The organism is Pseudoalteromonas sp. AWH4_217, assembly GCF_056161105.1.
The window spans coordinates 118,353-137,857 of record NZ_JBSWYM010000003.1; the positions used below are offsets into that span (position 1 = coordinate 118,353).

Sequence of the window (19,505 nt, forward strand, 5' to 3'; positions counted from 1 at the left end):
ATACAACAATGAAATTTAGTGAAAAGTGGTTAAGAGAATGGGTTAATCCTGCGATTGATACCGAGGCTCTATCTGAACAGTTATCAATGGCCGGCCTGGAAGTCGATGGTGTCGATCCGGTTGCGGGTGAGTTTGACGGCGTAGTTATTGGTGAAGTTGTTGAGTGTGGTCAGCACCCGGATGCAGACAAACTGCGTGTCACCAAAGTCAACGTCGGTGAAGACGAGCTGCTGGACATCGTCTGTGGTGCGGCAAACTGCCGTGCGGGCCTGAAAGTAGCTGTGGCGAAAGTCGGTGCCGTTTTGCCTGGCGGCTTTAAGATCAAAAAAGCAAAATTACGTGGTCAGCCTTCACACGGCATGCTGTGTGCGTTTGAAGAGCTGGGCATGGCTGAAAGTTCAGATGGTATTTTAGAGCTACCAGCTGATGCACAAATTGGCCAGAGCATCCGCGAATACTTTAACCTTGACGATGTCACCATCGACGTTGACCTGACTGCAAACCGCAGTGATTGTCTGGGCATTAAAGGCCTGGCGCGCGAAGTGGGCGTTTTAAATGGTATTGATGTCAATGAGCTGGCTATTCCGGCCGTTGAACCTACTATTGATGACAAAATTGAGATTGAACTGGTGAACAGCCAGGCCTGTCCTCGTTACCTTGGCCGTGTGGTGAAGGGCATCAACCTGGATGCGGTTACACCTCTGTGGATGGTTGAAAAACTGCGTCGCTCCGGCATTCGTTCAATCGATCCGGTTGTTGATATTACCAACTATGTGCTGCTTGAGCTGGGCCACCCAATGCATGCTTTCGATTTGAATGCCATTGAAGGCGGGATCAAAGTACGCAGCGCAGCAGAAAACGAAGAGCTGGTATTGCTCGATGGCAATACGGCCAAGCTGAAGCCAAGCACGCTGGTTATTGCAGACCATAACAAAGCACTGGCCATGGCCGGTATCTTCGGTGGCGAAAACTCAGGTGTTAAAGAAGGCACTACAGACATTTTGCTTGAAAGTGCATTCTTCAGTCCTTTAGCGATTGCCGGTCAGGCACGTAGCTATGGCCTGCATACCGATGCATCACACCGCTACGAGCGTGGTGTTGATTATCAACTACAGCGTGATGCCATGGAGCGTGCAACGGCGTTGCTACTTGAGATTGCGGGCGGACAGGCAGGCCCGGTGGTAGAAGCTGTGTCAGAGTCTGATTTGCCAGAAGCAAAATCAGTAACGCTTCGTCGCGCACGTCTTGACCGTGTTATCGGCTACCATATTGAAGACAGCAAAGTGACAGACATTCTGACGCGTTTGGGTCTGGATGTGACTTTTGCCAACGACAGCTGGACAGCCACGGTACCAAGCTACCGCTTTGACATCAGCATTGAAGAAGATCTGATTGAAGAAGTTGCACGTGTATTTGGTTACAACAACATTCCAAACGTTGCCCCAACAGCGGCGTTAAAGATGACCGACCATCAGGAAGCGCGTTTACCGGTTTCTCGCCTGCGCAATGAACTGGTTGCACGTGGTTATCAGGAAGCGATTACCTACAGCTTTGTCGATCCGAAGAAACAACAGCTGTTACACCCTGACAGCGATGCACTGGTATTGCCGCACCCAATTTCTGTTGAAATGTCGGCGATGCGTGTGAGCCTGATGCCTGGACTGCTTAATGCGGTGGCGTACAACCAGAATCGTCAACAGTCACGTATTCGCTTGTTCGAACACGGCCTGAAATTCATTAAAGATGAAGCTGCTGAAAACGGCGTTCGTCAAACTCCGGTCATTGGCGGCGTAGTTTATGGTAATACGCACAATGAACATTGGGGTATTGCAAGCCGTAAAACCGACTTCTTTGATGTAAAAGGGGACGTTGAAGCATTACTGGCCTTGTGTAACGATAAAGCGCGTTTCAGCTTTAAAGCACAGGCATGTGATGGACTACACCCTGGTCAATCAGCAGCAATTTACGCTAACGGCGAGCAAGTCGGCTTCATTGGTGCGGTTCATCCACAACTGCAAAAATCACTGGATCTGAATGAAACGGCGTATGTTTTTGAAGTTGAAACAGCGGCAATTGCACAGCGACAGCTTCCAGAAGCCGTCAGTATCTCGAAATTCCCGTCAAATCGCCGTGATATTGCTATTTTAGTTGCAGATGATGTAAAAATAGGCGATATTTTAGAAAGCATTGAGAAAGTTGGCGGAAATCAATTAGTTGACCTAAACTTATTCGATGTGTATAAGGGCAAAGGTATTGAGCCTGGTTATAAGAGTTTAGCCATTGCTCTAACACTGCAAGCCGTTGATAGAACGCTCGAAGAGAAAGACATCAACGACACTGTAGAAATCGTGGTGGCCGAATTGGCCAAACAATTTAATGCATCGTTGAGGGACTAGATATGGCGCTTACTAAAGCCGACATAGCTGAACACCTATTTGAGAAATTGGGGATAAATAAAAAGGATGCCAAAGACTTAGTTGAAGCGTTTTTTGAAGAAATCCGCTCAGCGCTGGAAAGTGGAGAGCAGGTAAAGCTGTCCGGTTTTGGTAATTTCGATCTGCGCGATAAGAAAGAACGCCCAGGTCGTAATCCTAAAACTGGTGAAGACATTCCCATCTCGGCACGTCGTGTTGTAACTTTCAGACCTGGTCAGAAGTTAAAAACACGCGTAGAAGTGGGTACCAGTAAAAACCTGTGATCACGCAGTGGGCTAAGTAGTTAATCACAGGAAGCTTTTCCTGTGGTGCTCATAGGCTATCTGTCTGATAATTAAGAAACCCTGGCGCAAGCTGGGGTTTTTTGTCATAAAAACTTCATTTAGCTGTTTTACCATCTGGCCTTTGTATTTGAGTTTGGAGTGCGAAGTTGACCCAGGGTAATCACTCCTTGACTGATCGTATCAAAAATATCATCGTCGCCTGGTTAATTAGCTCTTTTTTGTTTGGGCTGCTTGCGATCTTTGTCTACGTTCAGCAAAAAGACGCCGCAAAGCAATCCGTTCAGGCCGCTTCCGAATTGATCCGACTGGAGCTGGATTCGCAGCTTCACAATATAGATGTTTTCCTTAAGCTGGCAGAGCAACTAAATACACACTGTGATGCAGACACCATTGCTCTAATGAGAGAGCAGGTTTTTGTAAATCCTGCACTGAGTGAAATTGGCATTGTCGATCAACAGGGGCGCTTACTGTGTAACTCATTTGGACGTCTGACACCACCCGTACAAACCACTGAGCCTGTCAAACAATCCGGATTAAGATACCACGGTCCGATCATCACTGACTTTTTACAAGTACCCGCATTTGTACTGGCACGGACACGCAGCGATGGGTTTGAGGTCAATGCATTACTGCCAACCAGCTGGCTGAGCGACACATTGGATATTACCCGGCATAGAAATCTGGCGTTTATTGCTTTGCTTGATGGTGACTCAGGAGTCCCCATTTTTTTGCGTGGAAAATACACGTTACCACTGGGTGAGGCGCTTTTTCCGATGCATGATGTGGTGGAGTTTGAAGGGCGCTTCGATGATGGAACACAAAAGTATATTTTTTCTCGCCCGCTTGCAGCCTTACCACAACTGACCATTATGGTTGCCAGTGATGCTAAGCAACTTTCTACGATTCAACCTGTATGGTTGCTAACCCTGTTGCTTTTATACTGTGGCAGCCTGATTGGACTCACTATGCTGTTAAACTACTATGACCGTCGCGTACTGAGTAGCCGCGCACTTTTACTTGGAGCCATCAGCAGACAGGAACTTTTTAACGTTTATCAGCCACTGGTGGATGCTACGACTCGTGAGGTTGTTGGTGTTGAGGTGTTGATCCGCTGGCAGCACCCGGTAGAGGGCGAGCTTAGCCCAGCCTACTTTATCCCCGAAGCAGAACGAGATGGCAGTATTCTTGACCTGTCGATTTATCAGATTGAGAAGGCGCTGACGGAATTGAGCGAGATTGTTCAAAATCACCCTGACTTTAAGGTGTCGTTTAACGTCAATGGATACTTGTTAACCTGCAAAGACTACCTTGAGGTTTTGCATAAAGCGAATCTGGTTATCCCTCAGCTGACCATAGAGTTGACCGAGCGAGATGTATTATCTCAGGCGCAGATACACTCGGTTTTGCAGTCACTGGTAGAGCAGGGCGTTGAGATAGCAATAGACGACTTTGGTACAGGCTACAGTGGCTTACATTACCTGCAGAGCTTTCCGATTGATCTACTCAAAATAGATCAAACCTTTGTTGCTTCTATTGGTATGGAGAACCTGCAATCCCCTGTACTAAATGCAGTGATAGAGATGGCGGCAAAGCTTGATAAAAAGCTGATTGCGGAAGGAGTAGAAACGGCGCACCAGGCGGAATACCTGTCCCGGCAGGGAGTGTCAGTACATCAGGGGTGGTATTATTACAAAGCGATGCCAGTGCACGAACTGAAGCAAATTTGCTAAGTTGCATCAGATAACTGTATAAAAAAAGCCCCGCTGTCGGGGCTTTTGTTCAAGGGGTTACAATGAAGCAAAGTAGCAACCAAATCCGGGCAGGGATAGTTGGTTGTGTTCATAGTGACCATTGTGATGAACAATTTCCAGGTGTGGTGCATGGTCTTTAATGTCCATTGCAAGTTGCGTTGGCTGCTCACCGAGGTTGAACACACATAGCACCGTTTTACCCTGATGACGTCGATAAAATGCCAGCACAGGTTCCGGTGTATCAATAAATTCGATATCACCGACCTGTAGCTCAGGCACAGTATTACGCCAGGCCATAAACGCCTGATAGCGGGCTAAAACAGAATCAGCTGAGTCAGTCTGCTGAGAAACTGCTTGTGACTGATGTGCCGGTGATACGGGTAACCAGGGTTTTCCTTCGGTGAAGCCCGCATGTTCACTTTGCTCGTCCCAGGGCATAGGGGTGCGACATCCGTCACGACCCTTAAAGTTTGGCCAGAAGGTAATGCCATAGGGGTCCTGTAAATCCTCAAACGCAACATCTGCTTCGCCCAGGCCCAGCTCTTCTCCTTGATACATACATACACTGCCGCGCAGCGAGCCAAGCAGGGCTGTAAGCATACTTGCTTGTCGCGCATCGACCGTTTCTCCGTCTTTTGACCAGCGGCTTGCGACACGCTCAACATCATGGTTGCTGAATGCCCAACACGGCCAGCCTTCAGTCATGGCTGCTTCAAGGCGAGATACCGTTTCACGGATGTAACCTGCACTGTAGTCTTTCGTCAGCAATTCAAAGCTATAGCCCATGTGCAGCTTATCGCCACCTGAGGTGTATTCAGCCATGGTCTGAAGTGAGTCCTCTGACGAAATCTCACCCAGACTTACGGTGCCCGGGTAGCGATCGAGCAGGGCGCGGATCTCGGCCATGAAGGCAAGGTTTTCTGGCTGAGTGTTATTGTAATAATGGTACTGGAACGCATAGGGGTTGTCTTCGCTAAACCCTCGGCCCTGACGTAACTCTTTAGGTTTAGCCGGGTTATCTCGCAATTGCTGATCATGGAAGCAGAAGTTAATGGCATCGAGACGGAATCCATCTACGCCTTTTTTTAACCAAAATTCCACGTTATCCAGTACAGCCTGACGTACCTCTGGGTTGTGGAAGTTTAAGTCAGGTTGCTCGGTCAGGAAATTGTGTAGGTAGTACTGACAGCGGCGCGAATCCCACTGCCAGGCCACGCCACCAAATATTGACAGCCAGTTGTTTGGTGGACTGCCGTCAGGCTTAGCATCCGCCCAGACATACCAGTCAGCTTTGGGGTTAGTCTGACTGGCACGGCTTTCGCTAAACCAGGGGTGCTCATCTGAGGTATGGCTAAGTACCTGGTCAATAATGATCTTAATATTGCGTTGATGTGCTTTATCAATCAGCTCGTCAAAGTCTTCAAGGCTGCCAAACATAGGATCGATGTCGCGATAGTCACTGATATCGTAACCAAAGTCCTTCATTGGTGACTTAAAAAATGGCGAGATCCAGATGGCATCTACGCCGAGCGATTTAATATAGTCGAGCTTGCTTATGATCCCCTGAAGATCGCCAATTCCATCATTATTGGTATCACAAAAGCTACGAGGATATACCTGGTAAATAACCGCGCCTTTCCACCATTCATTTTGAGCCATGCACTTTCTCCTGCGCCGTGCAGTCGGGTTGTCGTATACAAGTTTACCTCTGGGGGCCATCTCTTAACTCTGTGTATTGAGTAGCATAATAACTGTAGTCAATGCAGTCGGGTTGAGATCAGGTTTTTGAGTAAGCGGGTTACGCCAACACGGAATATTAACAATGGCGAAGAGCATACGGCATGCTTTGATATGAGTAAAAAGCCTGCATACGTATGCAGCGTAATTAGTTACGCTTGAAATAGAATATGAGAATAAATACAGACTTGTCGGTGCACTTTACCAATGTTGCCATCAATCTCAGGCCTCCCTGTTTTACCTGTGTTACAGTAAGATTAATTGGTAATACCAATTTCCATTGGTAGGGTGTGAAGGAAAAAAGTGGCAAGTTTTATCGACGATTAGCTGGCAGATATTTTAATTTCGTTAAAACTTAGTGAACCTGAAGAAGCATGTATGACCAGTTTTTCGGGAAAGATTGTTGCGCTAACATTTATAAATTTTACAGTAAGTTAGCTTGTTTGATGGTGAACAATCTGTGAACAGCTTTCGCTGCAAGTTGCGTTGAATACGTATGCATAAAGTTGTTTGCGTGTTGAACGCAGCGCTACTATTGCCGCTGACAACAAAATTACCGCCTTTATAAATCGTTGTAGCGCTCCACGGGTCACCGTGTGACGAATTAACAAACAACTAGGCGTCATAAAAATGGTTAATTGGGATAAAACACTATGTCTATGTTCAAACCAAGTATGCTAACAGTTGCGCTTATGGCCGCTGGCGTTAGCCACTTTTCGGTCGTTGCAGAAGAAGAGAAAGCAGTAAAGAAAGAAGACGTTGAAGTTATTGAGGTACGCGGTATTTCGCGCAGTATCATCGCTTCTATCGATAAAAAGCGCTACAGCGACACAGTAGCTGAAGTTGTTGATGCCGGCGACCTGGCATCTCTGCCCGATGTATCCATTGCAGATTCCTTGAGCCGTTTGCCCGGTGTAACCGCGGTTCGTGCCAGTGGACAGTCATCACAGCTGAATATTCGTGGTATGAACGGTGACTTTATTCAGACTACCCTGAATGGCCGCGAGCAGGCCAGTACCAGTGGTTACACCGCAGGTAGCCGTTGGATTTCATTTGACCAGTACCCGTCAGAGCTTATTAATCAGGCTGCGGTCTATAAGTCACCAAAAGCCTCTTTGGTTGAAGGTGGGGTTGCTGCAACGGTTGAGCTCAAAACAGCAAACCCGCTTGAGGCAAAAGAGCAGCACAACTTCAATTCATCAATTCGTTATTCATATAATGATGCAGCATCAGATGTTGGTGCTGATTCAAGCGGTGAGCGCATCAGTTTCTCTTATCAGGGCAAATTCCTTGATGAAACTTTGGGTTTTGGTATTGGCGCAGCGTTCTTAAACCAGCCCAATAATGCCATTGATGTATCAGCACATGCGCCGAAGCGTTCACAAGACTTCGATGGTGATGGTACAACAGAGCGTTCTATTAATGGTTATCAGATTCGCTCTGCGAAAGGAGCCGACGAGCGACTGGGCCTTATGAGTACGTTGGTTTATCAGCCTACTGATGCCTTAAAAGTTCAGTTTGATTATTTCCGTTCCGAGTTTGAATCTGAAGACCGTAAAAGTGGTTTGAACATTGAGGGATTTGATAAGGATTTAGGCTCGTTATATACACTTAACAACGCAGTAGTAAAAGATGGCTTCTTAGTTGCCGGTGATGTTGTGATCACTGAACCCAACGGTCCTTGGGTTGAAATGCGTTCTGAAGACCAATCTACCGACTCTACCACGGATAGCTTTGGACTGGATTTGGAATATGTTACGGATAAGTGGGAGCTTAGGCTGGACTTTGCGCACAGTGAAGGTGAAAAAACGCGCCGTGATATGATTGCATCCATGCACGCCTACGAGTTTGGAAATGCTGTTGTTGATGGCACTTTGGTTGAAACCTGGCAGGAAATGCGCAACCAGAGCTTTTCTTTTGTTCAGCAAGAAAAAAATTCACCGTTATTGACTTTGGGAAATAGCTATACAGACTTGTCTAACATGCGTCTGGGTGATTGGGAGCAGTTCCCGCATAAGTATACCGATACACTAGATAGTTTTAAAATAGACTTCAAATATCATATAGAAGTTGGTTTTATCTCGTCTATCGAAGTGGGCGCACGCTGGTCTGACCGTGAGTTTACAGATCAGCGTTCAACGTTCCGCTGGGGCGCCCGAGAAGGTCAGAATGGTTACAAACTGCCAGATGGGACAATAGTTACCAATAAAGGATGTGAATTTAATCACCAAAACCATGCTTGTGTACCTCACTCTTTAGACGGATTTGTGACTGTTGAGCACACGCGTGGTTTCGACTACCTCGAGCTGGATCTGGTGGGTATCGCTGACGCGGTATTTGGTCCGGGTAACTATGACGCGCAGCAAACCTGGGAGCATAACTGGACACTGATCGAAAGTGGTGCGGTTAAGGAAGAAGTGTTAGCTGGTTATGTAATGGCTAACATAGATACCGAACTAGGCGATATTCCGGTTACAGGTAATTTTGGCGTACGAGTAGTCAGAACTGATACTAAGTCTATTGGTATTCAGCAGATCCAAGGTGATGAAGTAGGGGACAAGATTGTTGATGACAACGGCGTGGAACGCAATGATTATCGACATGTAGAGTATGGTCCTGAGTACACAGATACACTGCCGTCACTGAACCTTAACTTCAGGGTAAGTGATACAGATCAGGTGCGCTTCGCCGCAGCAAAAGTGATCGGTCGTCCACCTGTTTATCAATTACGTGGTGGTGCAGGTTCTTGGGCTGATACGGCGAATGACGGTGAAAGTCCTCGTTATAACGTTTGGTCAAAAGGTAATCCAAACCTTGACCCGTTCCGTGCTACACAGTTTGACCTTTCTTACGAGCGTTATTTTGAAGATGGCGGTGCGTTTGTGGCTGCAATCTTTTGGAAAGATATTGACTCGCTAATTGAAAGTGTAACATATAACGAAGGTGATATTGACTGGGCTTCAATTGGTCTTGAGGTACCTGAAGGCTTTGTAGCAGGTCAATATCAGACTACCAGAAATAACAGCAACGGTGGTTATATTCGTGGCGTCGAGCTGGCGTACACCACTATGTTTGATAAGCTGCCAGGTATTTTCTCCGGTTTAGGCTTCAATACCAATTACTCTTACACTGAGAGTGAAGCGAGTGTTGATGGCGGTGCTAATTTTGATAATTTGGCCTTGGCGTTGCCTGGCTTATCTAAAAATGTCTGGAGTGCCACGATTTTTTGGAATATCGATGCGTTCACAACACATCTGAATGTCCGTTATCGTGATGAGTACGTCTATGAAGGTGCAACTCCCGGTGGCGCTGCATTTGCAATGGCTGATGAGTATATTGTGGTTGACTGGCAGGGGACTTATGATTTCGACAATGGCCTGCAAGCTGTGCTACAAATCAATAACCTGACCAATGAGCCTAATACCACGCACTATGGTACGGCACTGAGTACGGGCGAGTACAAAGAGTTCGGTCGCCAGTACTTCTTAGGGTTTAACTATAGCTTCTAAGCACCGAGCGTGATCTGATATAAAGCCACCAGTCTTCTGGTGGCTTTGTTTTATGAGGTGAAAATGATGAATAAAAAGAGAATCGTGATTTTAGGCGGTGGCACTGCAGGCTGGATGGCGGCTAACCTGATGGCCAAAAGCTGGCAGGGCCAGCCGATTGAAGTTGTTTTGGTTGAATCACCGGATATTGGCATTATTGGTGTAGGCGAGGGCTCTACTCCCCAGTTTAAGGGCTTTATGGACTTTATGGGGATCAGTGAAGCGCAGTGGATGCCAGCGTGCAATGCAACCTATAAAAATGGTATTCGCTTTATTGACTGGTCAACACGCCCCGGCTTTAGCAGCTACTTTCATCCTTTTCCTTCACAGCCAGACGATTACTCAGCACCAGCCTTTTTTCACAACAGCTTTGTACGAAGAAAAGCGATTGATGTAGCAGGCCACCCGGACCCATTTTTCCTTACCACTTATCTGGCAGAGCAGGCTAAAGCGCCAATCGCTGCGCATCATTTTCCGTTTGAAATTAACTATGGCTATCATTTCGATGCCGGTAAACTTGGGCTCTTCTTAGCTCAAACAGCCCGCGATTTGGGTGTAGAGCATATTCAGGCCAATGTCAGCGATGTGCGTAAACACCCCGATGGCGATATAGCTGCCTTGATCTGTGAAGCCGGTATGGAAGTCACCGGAGATGTCTTTATTGACTGCTCCGGTTTTCGCAGTTTATTGATGCAGCAGCATTTAGAAGTGGGTTTCGACTCTTTTGCCAATAACTTGTTTAACGATGCCGCTGTGGTGTTGCCAACCGAGCAGGGCGATGTGATCTCATCTGAAACTCAGTCAATAGCCCGAAAATTCGGCTGGAGCTGGCATATCCCGCTGACCAACCGCATTGGTAATGGCTATGTTTACAGCCGACGCTATTGCGATCCGGATAAAGCTGAGACCGAATTACGCGCCGCGCTGGGATTACTGGACAGTGAGATTGAAGCGCGTCATTTGACCATGAAAGTAGGGCAGGTCAAAAAGCACTGGCATAAAAATTGTCTTGCCATTGGACTGTCGCAAGGATTTATTGAACCGCTGGAGGCGACTGCACTTCATATTGTACAGGAAACTGTTCAAAGCTTTATTGAATGCTATCAGGACGGTGAGTTCACCGATAAATTCAAAACCAGACACAACCAGTCACTCGATGGGCGCTATCAGGCCATTCGCGATTACATTGTGGCGCATTATCGAGTAAACAGCAGAACCGATACCCAATTCTGGCGCGATAACGCGAACAACAATCAGCTCTCACGTTCTTTGTATGACGTTTTGCAAACCTGGGTGTCGGGCAAAAACTTATCGGATGAATTGCATCGTCAGGATATCGATAAATATTATCCATCCGTTAGCTGGCACTGTTTGCTTGCCGGTTACGGCATTTATCCGGAGCAGTCTCAATTGATCGCAGGCAATGAGGAGGCGAACAAGTACGACTTATCACAGATCCGGGACTACATTGCCCGGTGTGGACTAAATTTTGATGACCATCGTGTGCAACTTGAGCGATTAGCCCAAAAGCGATAAATCGACGAACTTTGCCTTTGAGCGGCGTTTACATCTGAGCACTAAGAATATTGAACATGACGCGAGGATGAATAGCCGCTCTGAATACGTATGCAGGCGGTTCACCCGTGATTATCAAGTCAGTAGACTCATTAAAAATACTAAAAATGACAATATTATGATGACAATAAAACCGCTGGTGATTGCTCTTGGGCTGATCACCGGCTCTGTGGTACTGAGCGCCTGCAACAGTACTAACGACAACAAGACAACAATCACCGACACTCAGAGTCTGGCAGCGCAGCCCGACGACGCAAAGCCAGTTGTTTATCAGGTTTTTACCCGCCTGTTCGGTAACACCAATAGCAACAATATTCCCTGGGGTACAAAAGAACAAAATGGCGTAGGCCAGTTCGCTGATTTCACCCCTAAAGCCCTGTCTGAAATCAAAGCCATGGGCGTGAGCCACGTCTGGTATACCGGGGTTTTACATCATGCCTTGGTTGGGGATTACACCGAGTACAGGGTAGCGCTGGATGACCCGGATGTAGTCAAAGGTCGTGCAGGTTCCCCTTATGCGGTTAAAGACTATTACAACGTTAATCCGGATCTGGCCGTTGACCCTGCCAACAGACTGGCAGAATTCGAAGCCCTGATCGCCCGTACCCACGAAGCGGGTATGAAAGTGGTGATTGACATAGTCCCCAATCATGTCGCTCGTAATTATCAATCGCTCAGCGCACCACAAGGTGTCAGCGACTTCGGCGCAAACGACGATATCTCAGTGACCTATGCCCGTGATAATAACTTTTACTATGTGACCGGCGAAGATTTTAGCGTGCCAAGCTCGCAAGACTATCAGGTACTTGGCGGTGAGCCACACCCGCTTGCCGATGGCCAGTTCACTGAAAGCCCGGCCAAATGGACCGGTAACGGCGCACGCGCCGCGCAGCCCCATATTCATGACTGGTATGAAACGGTAAAGGTTAACTATGGTGTTAAGCCCGATGGCAGCTACGATTTTGCTACCTTGCCGGCGCAGTATGCCCAGCTTGATTACCGTGCCCACTATGCATTCTGGCAGGATAAAAAACTGCCCGACAGCTGGTATAAGTTCCGCGATATCACCTATTACTGGCTGGACAAGGGCGTAGATGGCTTCCGTTATGATATGGCCGAGATGGTGCCCGTTGAGTTCTGGAGCTTTCTCAATGCGTCTATCAAGATGAAAAACCCCGACGCCTTCTTGCTTGCCGAGGTGTATAACCCAACGCTTTACCGCGCTTATATTGAACAGGGCAAGATGGACTACCTGTACGACAAAGTGGGCTTGTACGACTCACTCAAAGCCTTGATGCAGGGGAAAGGCACGGCGCAGCAAGTGCTGGATGTGCATGCCAGCGTTCAGGATATTGCACCGCACATGCTGCACTTCTTAGAGAACCACGATGAGCAACGTATTGCCAGTCCCGAGTTTGCGGGTGATGCCAATAAAGGCAAACCCGCCATGGTGGTGAGTCATTTGCTCAGTCAGTCACCAACCTTATTGTATTTTGCTCAGAGCGTGGGTGAAGACGGCTCAGAAATGGCCGGGTTCGGCAAGCCCAGCCGCACCAGCATCTTCGATTACATAGGTGTACCAGCCCATCAAGCCTGGATGAACCAGGGTAAGTTTGATGGTGCCTTGCTGAGTGAAGAGCAAAAGGCGTTGCGCGCTTATTACCAAAAACTGATGAACATGGCCTCATTCAATGCGATAGCACAGGGTGAGCTAGTCTCAACACCCGTCACAACACGCGGCGGTCAGCCTGCAACCAAAGTGATTGGGTTTGCCCGTCAGAGTGAGTCACAACGTCTGGTTGTCATCAGTAACTTTGATGCAGACGCCCCTCAAGCTGTTTCTGTCACTTTGCCAGATGGCTGGCAGGGTAAAGCAATTGACAGACTGGAGCAACATGGGCAGGTTGCGCTTAACAACAATCAGCTGACAGTCACCCTGGCACCGCTGGCCAGTGCGGTCTTTGAACTAGAGAATTAATATGCAAAAACAAAAACCACAACTCAGTTTCTGGCAGATCTGGAACATGTGCTTTGGCTTTCTGGGGATCCAGTTTGGCTTCGCACTGCAAAACGGTAATGTCAGCCGGATCTTTCAGACGCTGGGTGCCAAAGTCGATGATATTCCCATTCTCTGGGTTGCCGCACCACTTACTGGTCTGATCGTACAGCCAATTATCGGCTACTGGAGTGACCGCACCTGGGGCAAGCTGGGCCGCAGACGACCCTTCTTCCTGTATGGCGCCATTTTGACCACCTTATCGTTATTCTTTATGCCTAATTCTCCCACGCTCTGGATAGCGGCGGGCATGCTGTGGATCATGGATGCCTCAATCAACGTCACTATGGAGCCATTTCGCGCACTGGTAGGTGACAACCTCAACGAAAAGCAGCGCGCCAATGGCTATGCGATGCAAAGTTTCTTTATTGGCGTGGGTGCCGTGGTGGCATCGGCTTTGCCCTGGATGATGACCAACTGGTTTGGGATCAGCAATACCGCTGAGGCAGGTCAGATCCCAGAGTCTGTCAAGTATGCCTTCTATTTCGGTGGTGTGGTGCTGTTTTCGGCGGTGGGCTGGACCATCCTAAAAACCAAAGAGTACACCCCACAACAGCTGGCGGAGTTTGCCGGTGAAGCGGTTGAAACGCAATCCAGTCAAAGCTATCAGGTGATCAACTATGCACGCGCGGCACTGATTTCTGGCGTGATTGGTGGGGGGATCCTGGCTGCGGTGATTGGACTGCAACTGGAAAAAGAGCTGTATCTGCTGAGTGGGTTGTTCTTATCTTTTACGTTGGTCCTGTTAATTGCTGGCTACTTTCAGCAGCGCGGTAGTACCTCAGGTGGATTTTATAACGTTATCTACGATGTCTTTACTATGCCCGGCACCATGCGCCAGCTTGCCGTGGTGCAATTCTTCAGCTGGTTTGCCTTGTTTGCTATGTGGATCTATACCACCTCTGCGGTTACCAGCTTTCACTACGGCACAACCGAGGTAACCAGCAAAGCCTATAACGATGGTGCTGACTGGGTGGGTGTGCTGTTTGCCGCCTACAACGGTTTTGCCGCACTGGCTGCTGTGTGTATCCCTGTGATGGTGAATCGCCTGGGCATGCGCGGCGCACACTGCATTAACTTACTGCTGGGCGCAGGCGCATTATTGAGCTTTAAAATGATAGCCGATCCTAGCCTGCTTTGGCTGCCGATGATTGGCATTGGTTTTGCCTGGGCGTCTATTTTGTCGCTGCCTTACGCCATGCTGAGTAATTCGTTGCCAGCCCATAAAATGGGCGTCTTTATGGGGATCTTTAACTTCTTCATCGTGATCCCGCAACTGATGGCCGCCAGTGTACTTGGCCTGATCCTGAGAAACCTATTTGATAATCAACCGATTTTTGCATTAGTGGTTGGTGGTGTGTCGTTCCTGCTCGCAGCAGTTGCTGTGATGCGGGTGAAAATCGAACAACAATAACACCACCCAAGGAGACTTTATGAAAAAACTATCTAGTTTAACTCTGGCACTGGTTGCTGCCGGACTTGTGGGCTGTGGCACTGCAAATTACGCCGATAAACAGCAGACTACAGCACCAGGCGCACCGGGTGACAAGCCATACTGGGCGTATTCAGGTAAAACCGGTATTGGTACTTCCTACGAAGCTTACAAGCAGGGCCAGTATTCTGATCAAGCAAGTACGCAAGCAGTATCAAAAGTGTGGTTTTCCATCGCCAAGGGCATGATCACAGAAACTATGTTTGGTCTTATTCATCAGGCGCAGATTAAAGACATGCAGTTTATTGTTACCGGCCCGGATTTTACGGTAACGGAACAAGATGCGCTGGACGTCAGTATCGATTACCTGGACAAAGATGCCCAGGGTCGTCCGCTGTCTTTGGCATACAAAGTGACAAGCAAAGATAAGCAAGGCCGTTTTACGCTTGAGAAGCATATATTCACTGATCCTGACGGGCAAACGCTGTTCGTCCGGGCGAAGGTACACACAGAGCTTGATGGTGTGAAGCTGTTCGTTAACGTGAACCCGTATGTGAATAACAACGGCCTGAACGATTTTGCGAAAGTCACTGATCAGGGCCTGGTTGCCTGGGAAGGAGACAATTACCTGACACTGCAAAGCAGCACTGGCTTTAAGCAGGCAAGCGTGGGCTTTACCGGTCAGAGCGATGGTCTGGCACAGCTTAAGGCAAGCCAGTCAATAGCACAGCGTTACACCAGCACAGGCGCACAAAGCGGCAACGTGAATTGGCTGGCGGAGCTGGGTGACGTGGACCAGCAGGCGACATTCGACCTGGCACTGAGTTTTGGCCACTCGCAAAGCGCGAGTTTCGAGGAAGGCGCACAGTCACTGGCACGTGGTTATCAGCAGGTGCTGGCCCACTACAATGGTGAAGGAGAAGCCATTGGCTGGCGCGACTACCTGAACAGTCTTGAACCTATGAAAAAGCTCAGCGGTTACACGGCCGATCAGGGTAAACTACTTTACACCAGTGCTTTGGTGTTAAAGGCACAAGAAGATAAAACCCACGCAGGTGCCTTGATTGCCTCTTTGTCTAACCCCTGGGGTGATACGGTGGCGGCTGAGCAAGGCCACACAGGTTATAAAGCGGTCTGGGTGCGCGACTTCTATCAGGTTGCGATGGCATTTTTGGCCATGGGCGATCCGCAAACCGCACTGACCGCATTCGAATATCTGGAAAAAGTACAGGTCACAGACAAGACGCCTGGCAACCATGGCGATACCGGCTGGTTCTTACAAAAAACCCATGTTGACGGTGAGCTGGAGTGGGTAGGCGTGCAGCTGGATCAGACTGCTATGCCGATTATGCTGGCGTGGAAACTCTGGCAGGCCGGCGTACTGAGCGATGAGAAGCTTGCCTACTGGTACAAGCGTATGCTCCAGCCAGCGGCTGAATTCCTGGTCGACGGCGGATTGGCAAAAATCCTCTGGAATGACACGCAGATCACACCACCGGCAACACAACAGGAGCGTTGGGAAGAGCAGGACGGCTATTCACCATCGACAACGGCTGCGATTATTGCCGGTCTGGTTGCTGCCAGCGACATTGCGAAACTGGCCGGAGATAAAGCCGGTAGTGAGCGTTACATGTCAACCGCCAAACGCTACGACAGCGAAGTGGAATCGACCATGTTTACCACTGAGGGTAACCTGCCTTCTAAGCAAAGCGATGGTCAATATTTTTTCCGCATTGGCAAAGACGCTAACCCGAATACCGATACTAAGCTAAGCGACAACAATGGCCGTGCGGGTATGGATAAGAAGCAGATCATTGATGGTGGCTTCCTCGAGCTTGTGCGCTATGGCGTCAGAGCCGCAGATGCCAGCAGCATTACCAATACCTTGCCAGAGTACGAAGATGAAAACCTGCCGGAGAACCTGCGAGTTAAATACAGCTTTAACTTTGCCGGGGATCCTAATAGTTATCCGGGTTACCGCCGCTATGGCAACGACGGCTACGGAGAAGACGAAGTACGCGGGACCAACTATGCTGAGCAGGGTCAGAACACAGCCGGTCAGCGTGGTCGGGTATGGCCTTTCTTCACCGGTGAGCGTGGCCATTACGAAATCGCAGCGGCCAGCCAGGCTAATGGATTGGATGACAATGCGGTTAAGCGTATCAAATACACTTACATCAAAGGCATGGAGCAGTTTGCAAATGAAGGCCTGATGTTGCCTGAACAGGTTTGGGATGGCGTGGGTGTGAATCCGTTTGGTTATACACTGGGCGAGGGCACCAACTCTGCAACACCACTGGCCTGGACGCATGCCGAGTATGTAAAACTGGTTCGATCACTTGCCGATAAGCAAGTCTGGGATCATTACCCGATTGTTGAGCAGGCGCTTAAATAGTCGGTTTCTCTCGACAACAAAACGCGGTACACCCTGAATGTACCGCGTTTTTTGCTTTGTGTAATACCTTTGCCTTATCTTATCGCTGTGGTATGAACTCATTATGGGTTTGCCTGCGTCTCAAACTTAACCGTTTGCAATATCGGGAAGATTTTTAACCGTTTTTCTCTATACTTTATGGCAACTAATAGGGAGCTCAAGTCTGAGCAGTAATATAATACTGTAAAGATTGGATTAGCCAATGTAATGAGTGTGCTTTGGGCACCCTCGGTTCTCTATTAGTTAAGTCGCTGACGCCGTGCTGTAGTAAACAGCCAATAGAATGGCCTTTGGTAAGAAAGTATTTAATGCCATTTACGCTTTGTTTGCCGCAATCTTCAGATTGCAGCAAGTTAAATAGGAAAAATAAGGAGAAGTAAGAATGATCGACAGTTATTTATCTGTTTTAAAAAACTATACGGAATTCAAGGGTCGAGCAAGACGTAAAGAGTATTGGCTGTTTATGCTATGTAATCTCATCGTCATGATTGTGCTGGGTTTGGTTGATATGATGCTGGGAATGTACTCTGAGGAAGCGGGTGTCGGTCTCGTAAGTGGCTTTTATGCGCTTGCCGTAATTATTCCAAGTATTGCAGTTGGTGTACGCCGTTTGCACGACATTGGCCGCAGTGGTTGGTGGCTGCTGTTAACATTTGTGCCTTTAGTCGGCCCTTTGGTACTGCTTGTGTTTAATGTGATGGACAGTAATCCGGGTGAAAACGAATACGGTCCTAACCCAAAAGAAGCACCACAAGCTGAGCTTGCTTAGCTTTGGACAGTTTCCTGGGTGGCTTAACGCTCGCCCAGGATCTCAAAATCATCACTTTGCAGACGAGCTCTGCCGTCTTGCTCAACCACCCAATGTTCAGCGTGGATCTTGCCAAAGGCTTTGTTCATCGTCCAGTTTGCACTGAGTAAGTAACCTGTTTTTGGGTGTTTTTCCCATACGACGTCGAAATAGACTACATCACTGAACCCCTGGTCGATAATGTCCTGCCAAAATGCTCTTATATCATCAGTTCCTGTAAACATGCCTACTGGGCGCGCCTGCATAGTACAAGTTGATGCATATTGTGCAGCGCAGCCAGCGGCATTTTGTCGGTTAAATGCATCCTGCCAGGCTTGAATACCAGCCTGACATAAAGCCAGTTCTTGTTGGTCTGTCATCGAGAGACTCCGTTTGTTTTGTTTCAGTGAGATTAGAATAGTGGTTTTAATTGTTCTGAAAAACAAAGATAATAAAAAACACTGTTTAGTTATTCCACACAATCAATATGCGCCAACTTGGAAAAATGTCGTTGTTTGCCCACGTCGTCGAAGCCGGTTCCCTGTCCGGCGCAGCAGAAAAACTAGGTTTGTCAAAATCAGTGATCAGTCAGCATTTAAAAGTGCTTGAGCAGGAGTTGGGGGTGGTGTTGATCAAACGCACAACTCGTCGACAGTTTCTGACTGAGCCAGGCAAGCGCTTTTATGAGGCGTGTAAAGCACTCAATCAGATAGCCGAAGCGGCCTGGGAAGATATTCAGGCCCAACAGGTTGAACCTGAGGGAAGCGTACATATTACAGCGCCGAATGCACTGATAGAAAGCCTGCTCACTCCGATTATTTGTGAACTGATGCAAAAGTACCCAGGTGTGCTAGTCAAGCTAACTTGTGATGATCAGCACCTCGATATGATGGCGCATAACATAGATATTGCAGTCCGTATTGGTACGTCTAAAGACAGCACACTCAGACAAAAAAGGCTGGGTCGCTTTCGCGATGTACTATGCGGCCATGCACGTTTTTCGAAAGAGAAACTGACACAGGCTCCTTATATTGCAAATGCCTGGGAAGGCGCGCAGATAACGCATCAATTTATCACGGAAAATGGTGAAAAAAGGACGCTAACTCCTAAGGTTAGTTGCATCACAAATGCATTTCATAGTACCGTTTCACTAATCCGGGCCGGGGCAGGAATAGGCTTAGTTCCGGACTTTTACTTAAAGCGCTTTTTGAGGGATGTAACTATGCTCATGCCACACGCAAGCATGCCCGAAAATTCGGTTTACTTGCTCACTCCCTTTTCAAAGCATACACCTATGGCTGTCCAGGTATGCATGGATGCGCTGAGTGCGGGTATTCGGGATAGGTTGTCTGAGCATGACAAGGTAAAATGATATCTGGAGGCAGAATGAAGCTGACTAAGCTACTTATAGTGATAGGGGTCTTGTGTGCAGTGGCGGTTTTTACGCTTGATCGTGTGCAATTGAG

General features: G+C 48.1%; 12 protein-coding genes. 10 read left to right on the forward strand and 2 right to left on the reverse strand.

The features are described from left to right. Positions 1-8: 8 nt before the first annotated feature. The 3 genes from pheT (at position 9) to ACXAH1_RS03915 (ending at position 4,449) form a co-directional block, all read left to right on the forward strand. Entirely contained in the window at positions 9-2,396 is a 2,388-nt protein-coding gene (gene pheT, locus ACXAH1_RS03905; protein ID WP_475193987.1) for a phenylalanine--tRNA ligase subunit beta, read from the forward strand. A 2-nt stretch (positions 2,397-2,398) separates the two neighbouring features. Continuing rightward, positions 2,399-2,698 carry an integration host factor subunit alpha gene (gene ihfA / locus ACXAH1_RS03910; RefSeq protein ID WP_010384797.1) on the forward strand — a complete coding sequence of 100 codons (300 nt, stop codon included), beginning with the start codon at positions 2,399-2,401 and terminating at the stop codon, positions 2,696-2,698. A gap of 188 nt (positions 2,699-2,886) precedes the next feature. Beyond that, positions 2,887-4,449 (forward strand): EAL domain-containing protein, encoded by a 1,563-nt coding sequence (locus tag ACXAH1_RS03915; RefSeq protein WP_475193991.1) that lies wholly within the window; start codon positions 2,887-2,889, stop codon positions 4,447-4,449. A gap of 57 nt (positions 4,450-4,506) precedes the next feature. Here the strand turns inward: ACXAH1_RS03915 and ACXAH1_RS03920 are convergent, their stop codons facing one another. Continuing rightward, complete coding sequence (locus tag ACXAH1_RS03920; RefSeq protein ID WP_475193993.1) at positions 4,507-6,129, reverse strand: alpha-glucosidase family protein; 1,623 nt, start codon at positions 6,127-6,129, stop codon at positions 4,507-4,509. A 731-nt stretch (positions 6,130-6,860) separates the two neighbouring features. On the opposite strand from ACXAH1_RS03920, the gene ACXAH1_RS03925 reads away from it, so the two are divergent. The 6 genes from ACXAH1_RS03925 to ACXAH1_RS03950 all read left to right on the forward strand — a co-directional run bounded on the left by ACXAH1_RS03925 (position 6,861) and on the right by ACXAH1_RS03950 (position 18,021). Further along, complete coding sequence (locus ACXAH1_RS03925; protein WP_475193994.1) at positions 6,861-9,716, forward strand: TonB-dependent receptor; 2,856 nt, start codon at positions 6,861-6,863, stop codon at positions 9,714-9,716. 66 nt (positions 9,717-9,782) lie between these two features. Further along, positions 9,783-11,291 (forward strand): tryptophan halogenase family protein, encoded by a 1,509-nt coding sequence (locus tag ACXAH1_RS03930; RefSeq protein WP_475193996.1) that lies wholly within the window; start codon positions 9,783-9,785, stop codon positions 11,289-11,291. A 160-nt stretch (positions 11,292-11,451) separates the two neighbouring features. After that, on the forward strand, positions 11,452-13,308 hold the full coding sequence (locus tag ACXAH1_RS03935) for an alpha-amylase family protein (protein ID WP_475194447.1): 1,857 nt from the start codon (positions 11,452-11,454) through the stop codon (positions 13,306-13,308). 1 nt (position 13,309) lies between these two features. Continuing rightward, complete coding sequence (locus ACXAH1_RS03940; RefSeq protein WP_475193999.1) at positions 13,310-14,800, forward strand: MFS transporter; 1,491 nt, start codon at positions 13,310-13,312, stop codon at positions 14,798-14,800. 19 nt (positions 14,801-14,819) lie between these two features. Continuing rightward, positions 14,820-17,213 carry a glycoside hydrolase family 15 protein gene (locus ACXAH1_RS03945; RefSeq protein WP_475194000.1) on the forward strand — a complete coding sequence of 798 codons (2,394 nt, stop codon included), beginning with the start codon at positions 14,820-14,822 and terminating at the stop codon, positions 17,211-17,213. 424 nt (positions 17,214-17,637) lie between these two features. Beyond that, complete coding sequence (locus ACXAH1_RS03950) at positions 17,638-18,021, forward strand: DUF805 domain-containing protein (RefSeq protein WP_475194448.1); 384 nt, start codon at positions 17,638-17,640, stop codon at positions 18,019-18,021. A 23-nt stretch (positions 18,022-18,044) separates the two neighbouring features. Here the strand turns inward: ACXAH1_RS03950 and ACXAH1_RS03955 are convergent, their stop codons facing one another. Next, entirely contained in the window at positions 18,045-18,419 is a 375-nt protein-coding gene (locus tag ACXAH1_RS03955) for a nuclear transport factor 2 family protein (RefSeq protein ID WP_475194001.1), read from the reverse strand. A 125-nt stretch (positions 18,420-18,544) separates the two neighbouring features. On the opposite strand from ACXAH1_RS03955, the gene ACXAH1_RS03960 reads away from it, so the two are divergent. Continuing rightward, the gene (locus tag ACXAH1_RS03960) at positions 18,545-19,411 is read left to right on the forward strand and encodes a LysR family transcriptional regulator (protein ID WP_475194003.1); all 867 of its coding nucleotides are present in this window, start codon (positions 18,545-18,547) and stop codon (positions 19,409-19,411) included. Positions 19,412-19,505 lie beyond the last annotated feature (94 nt).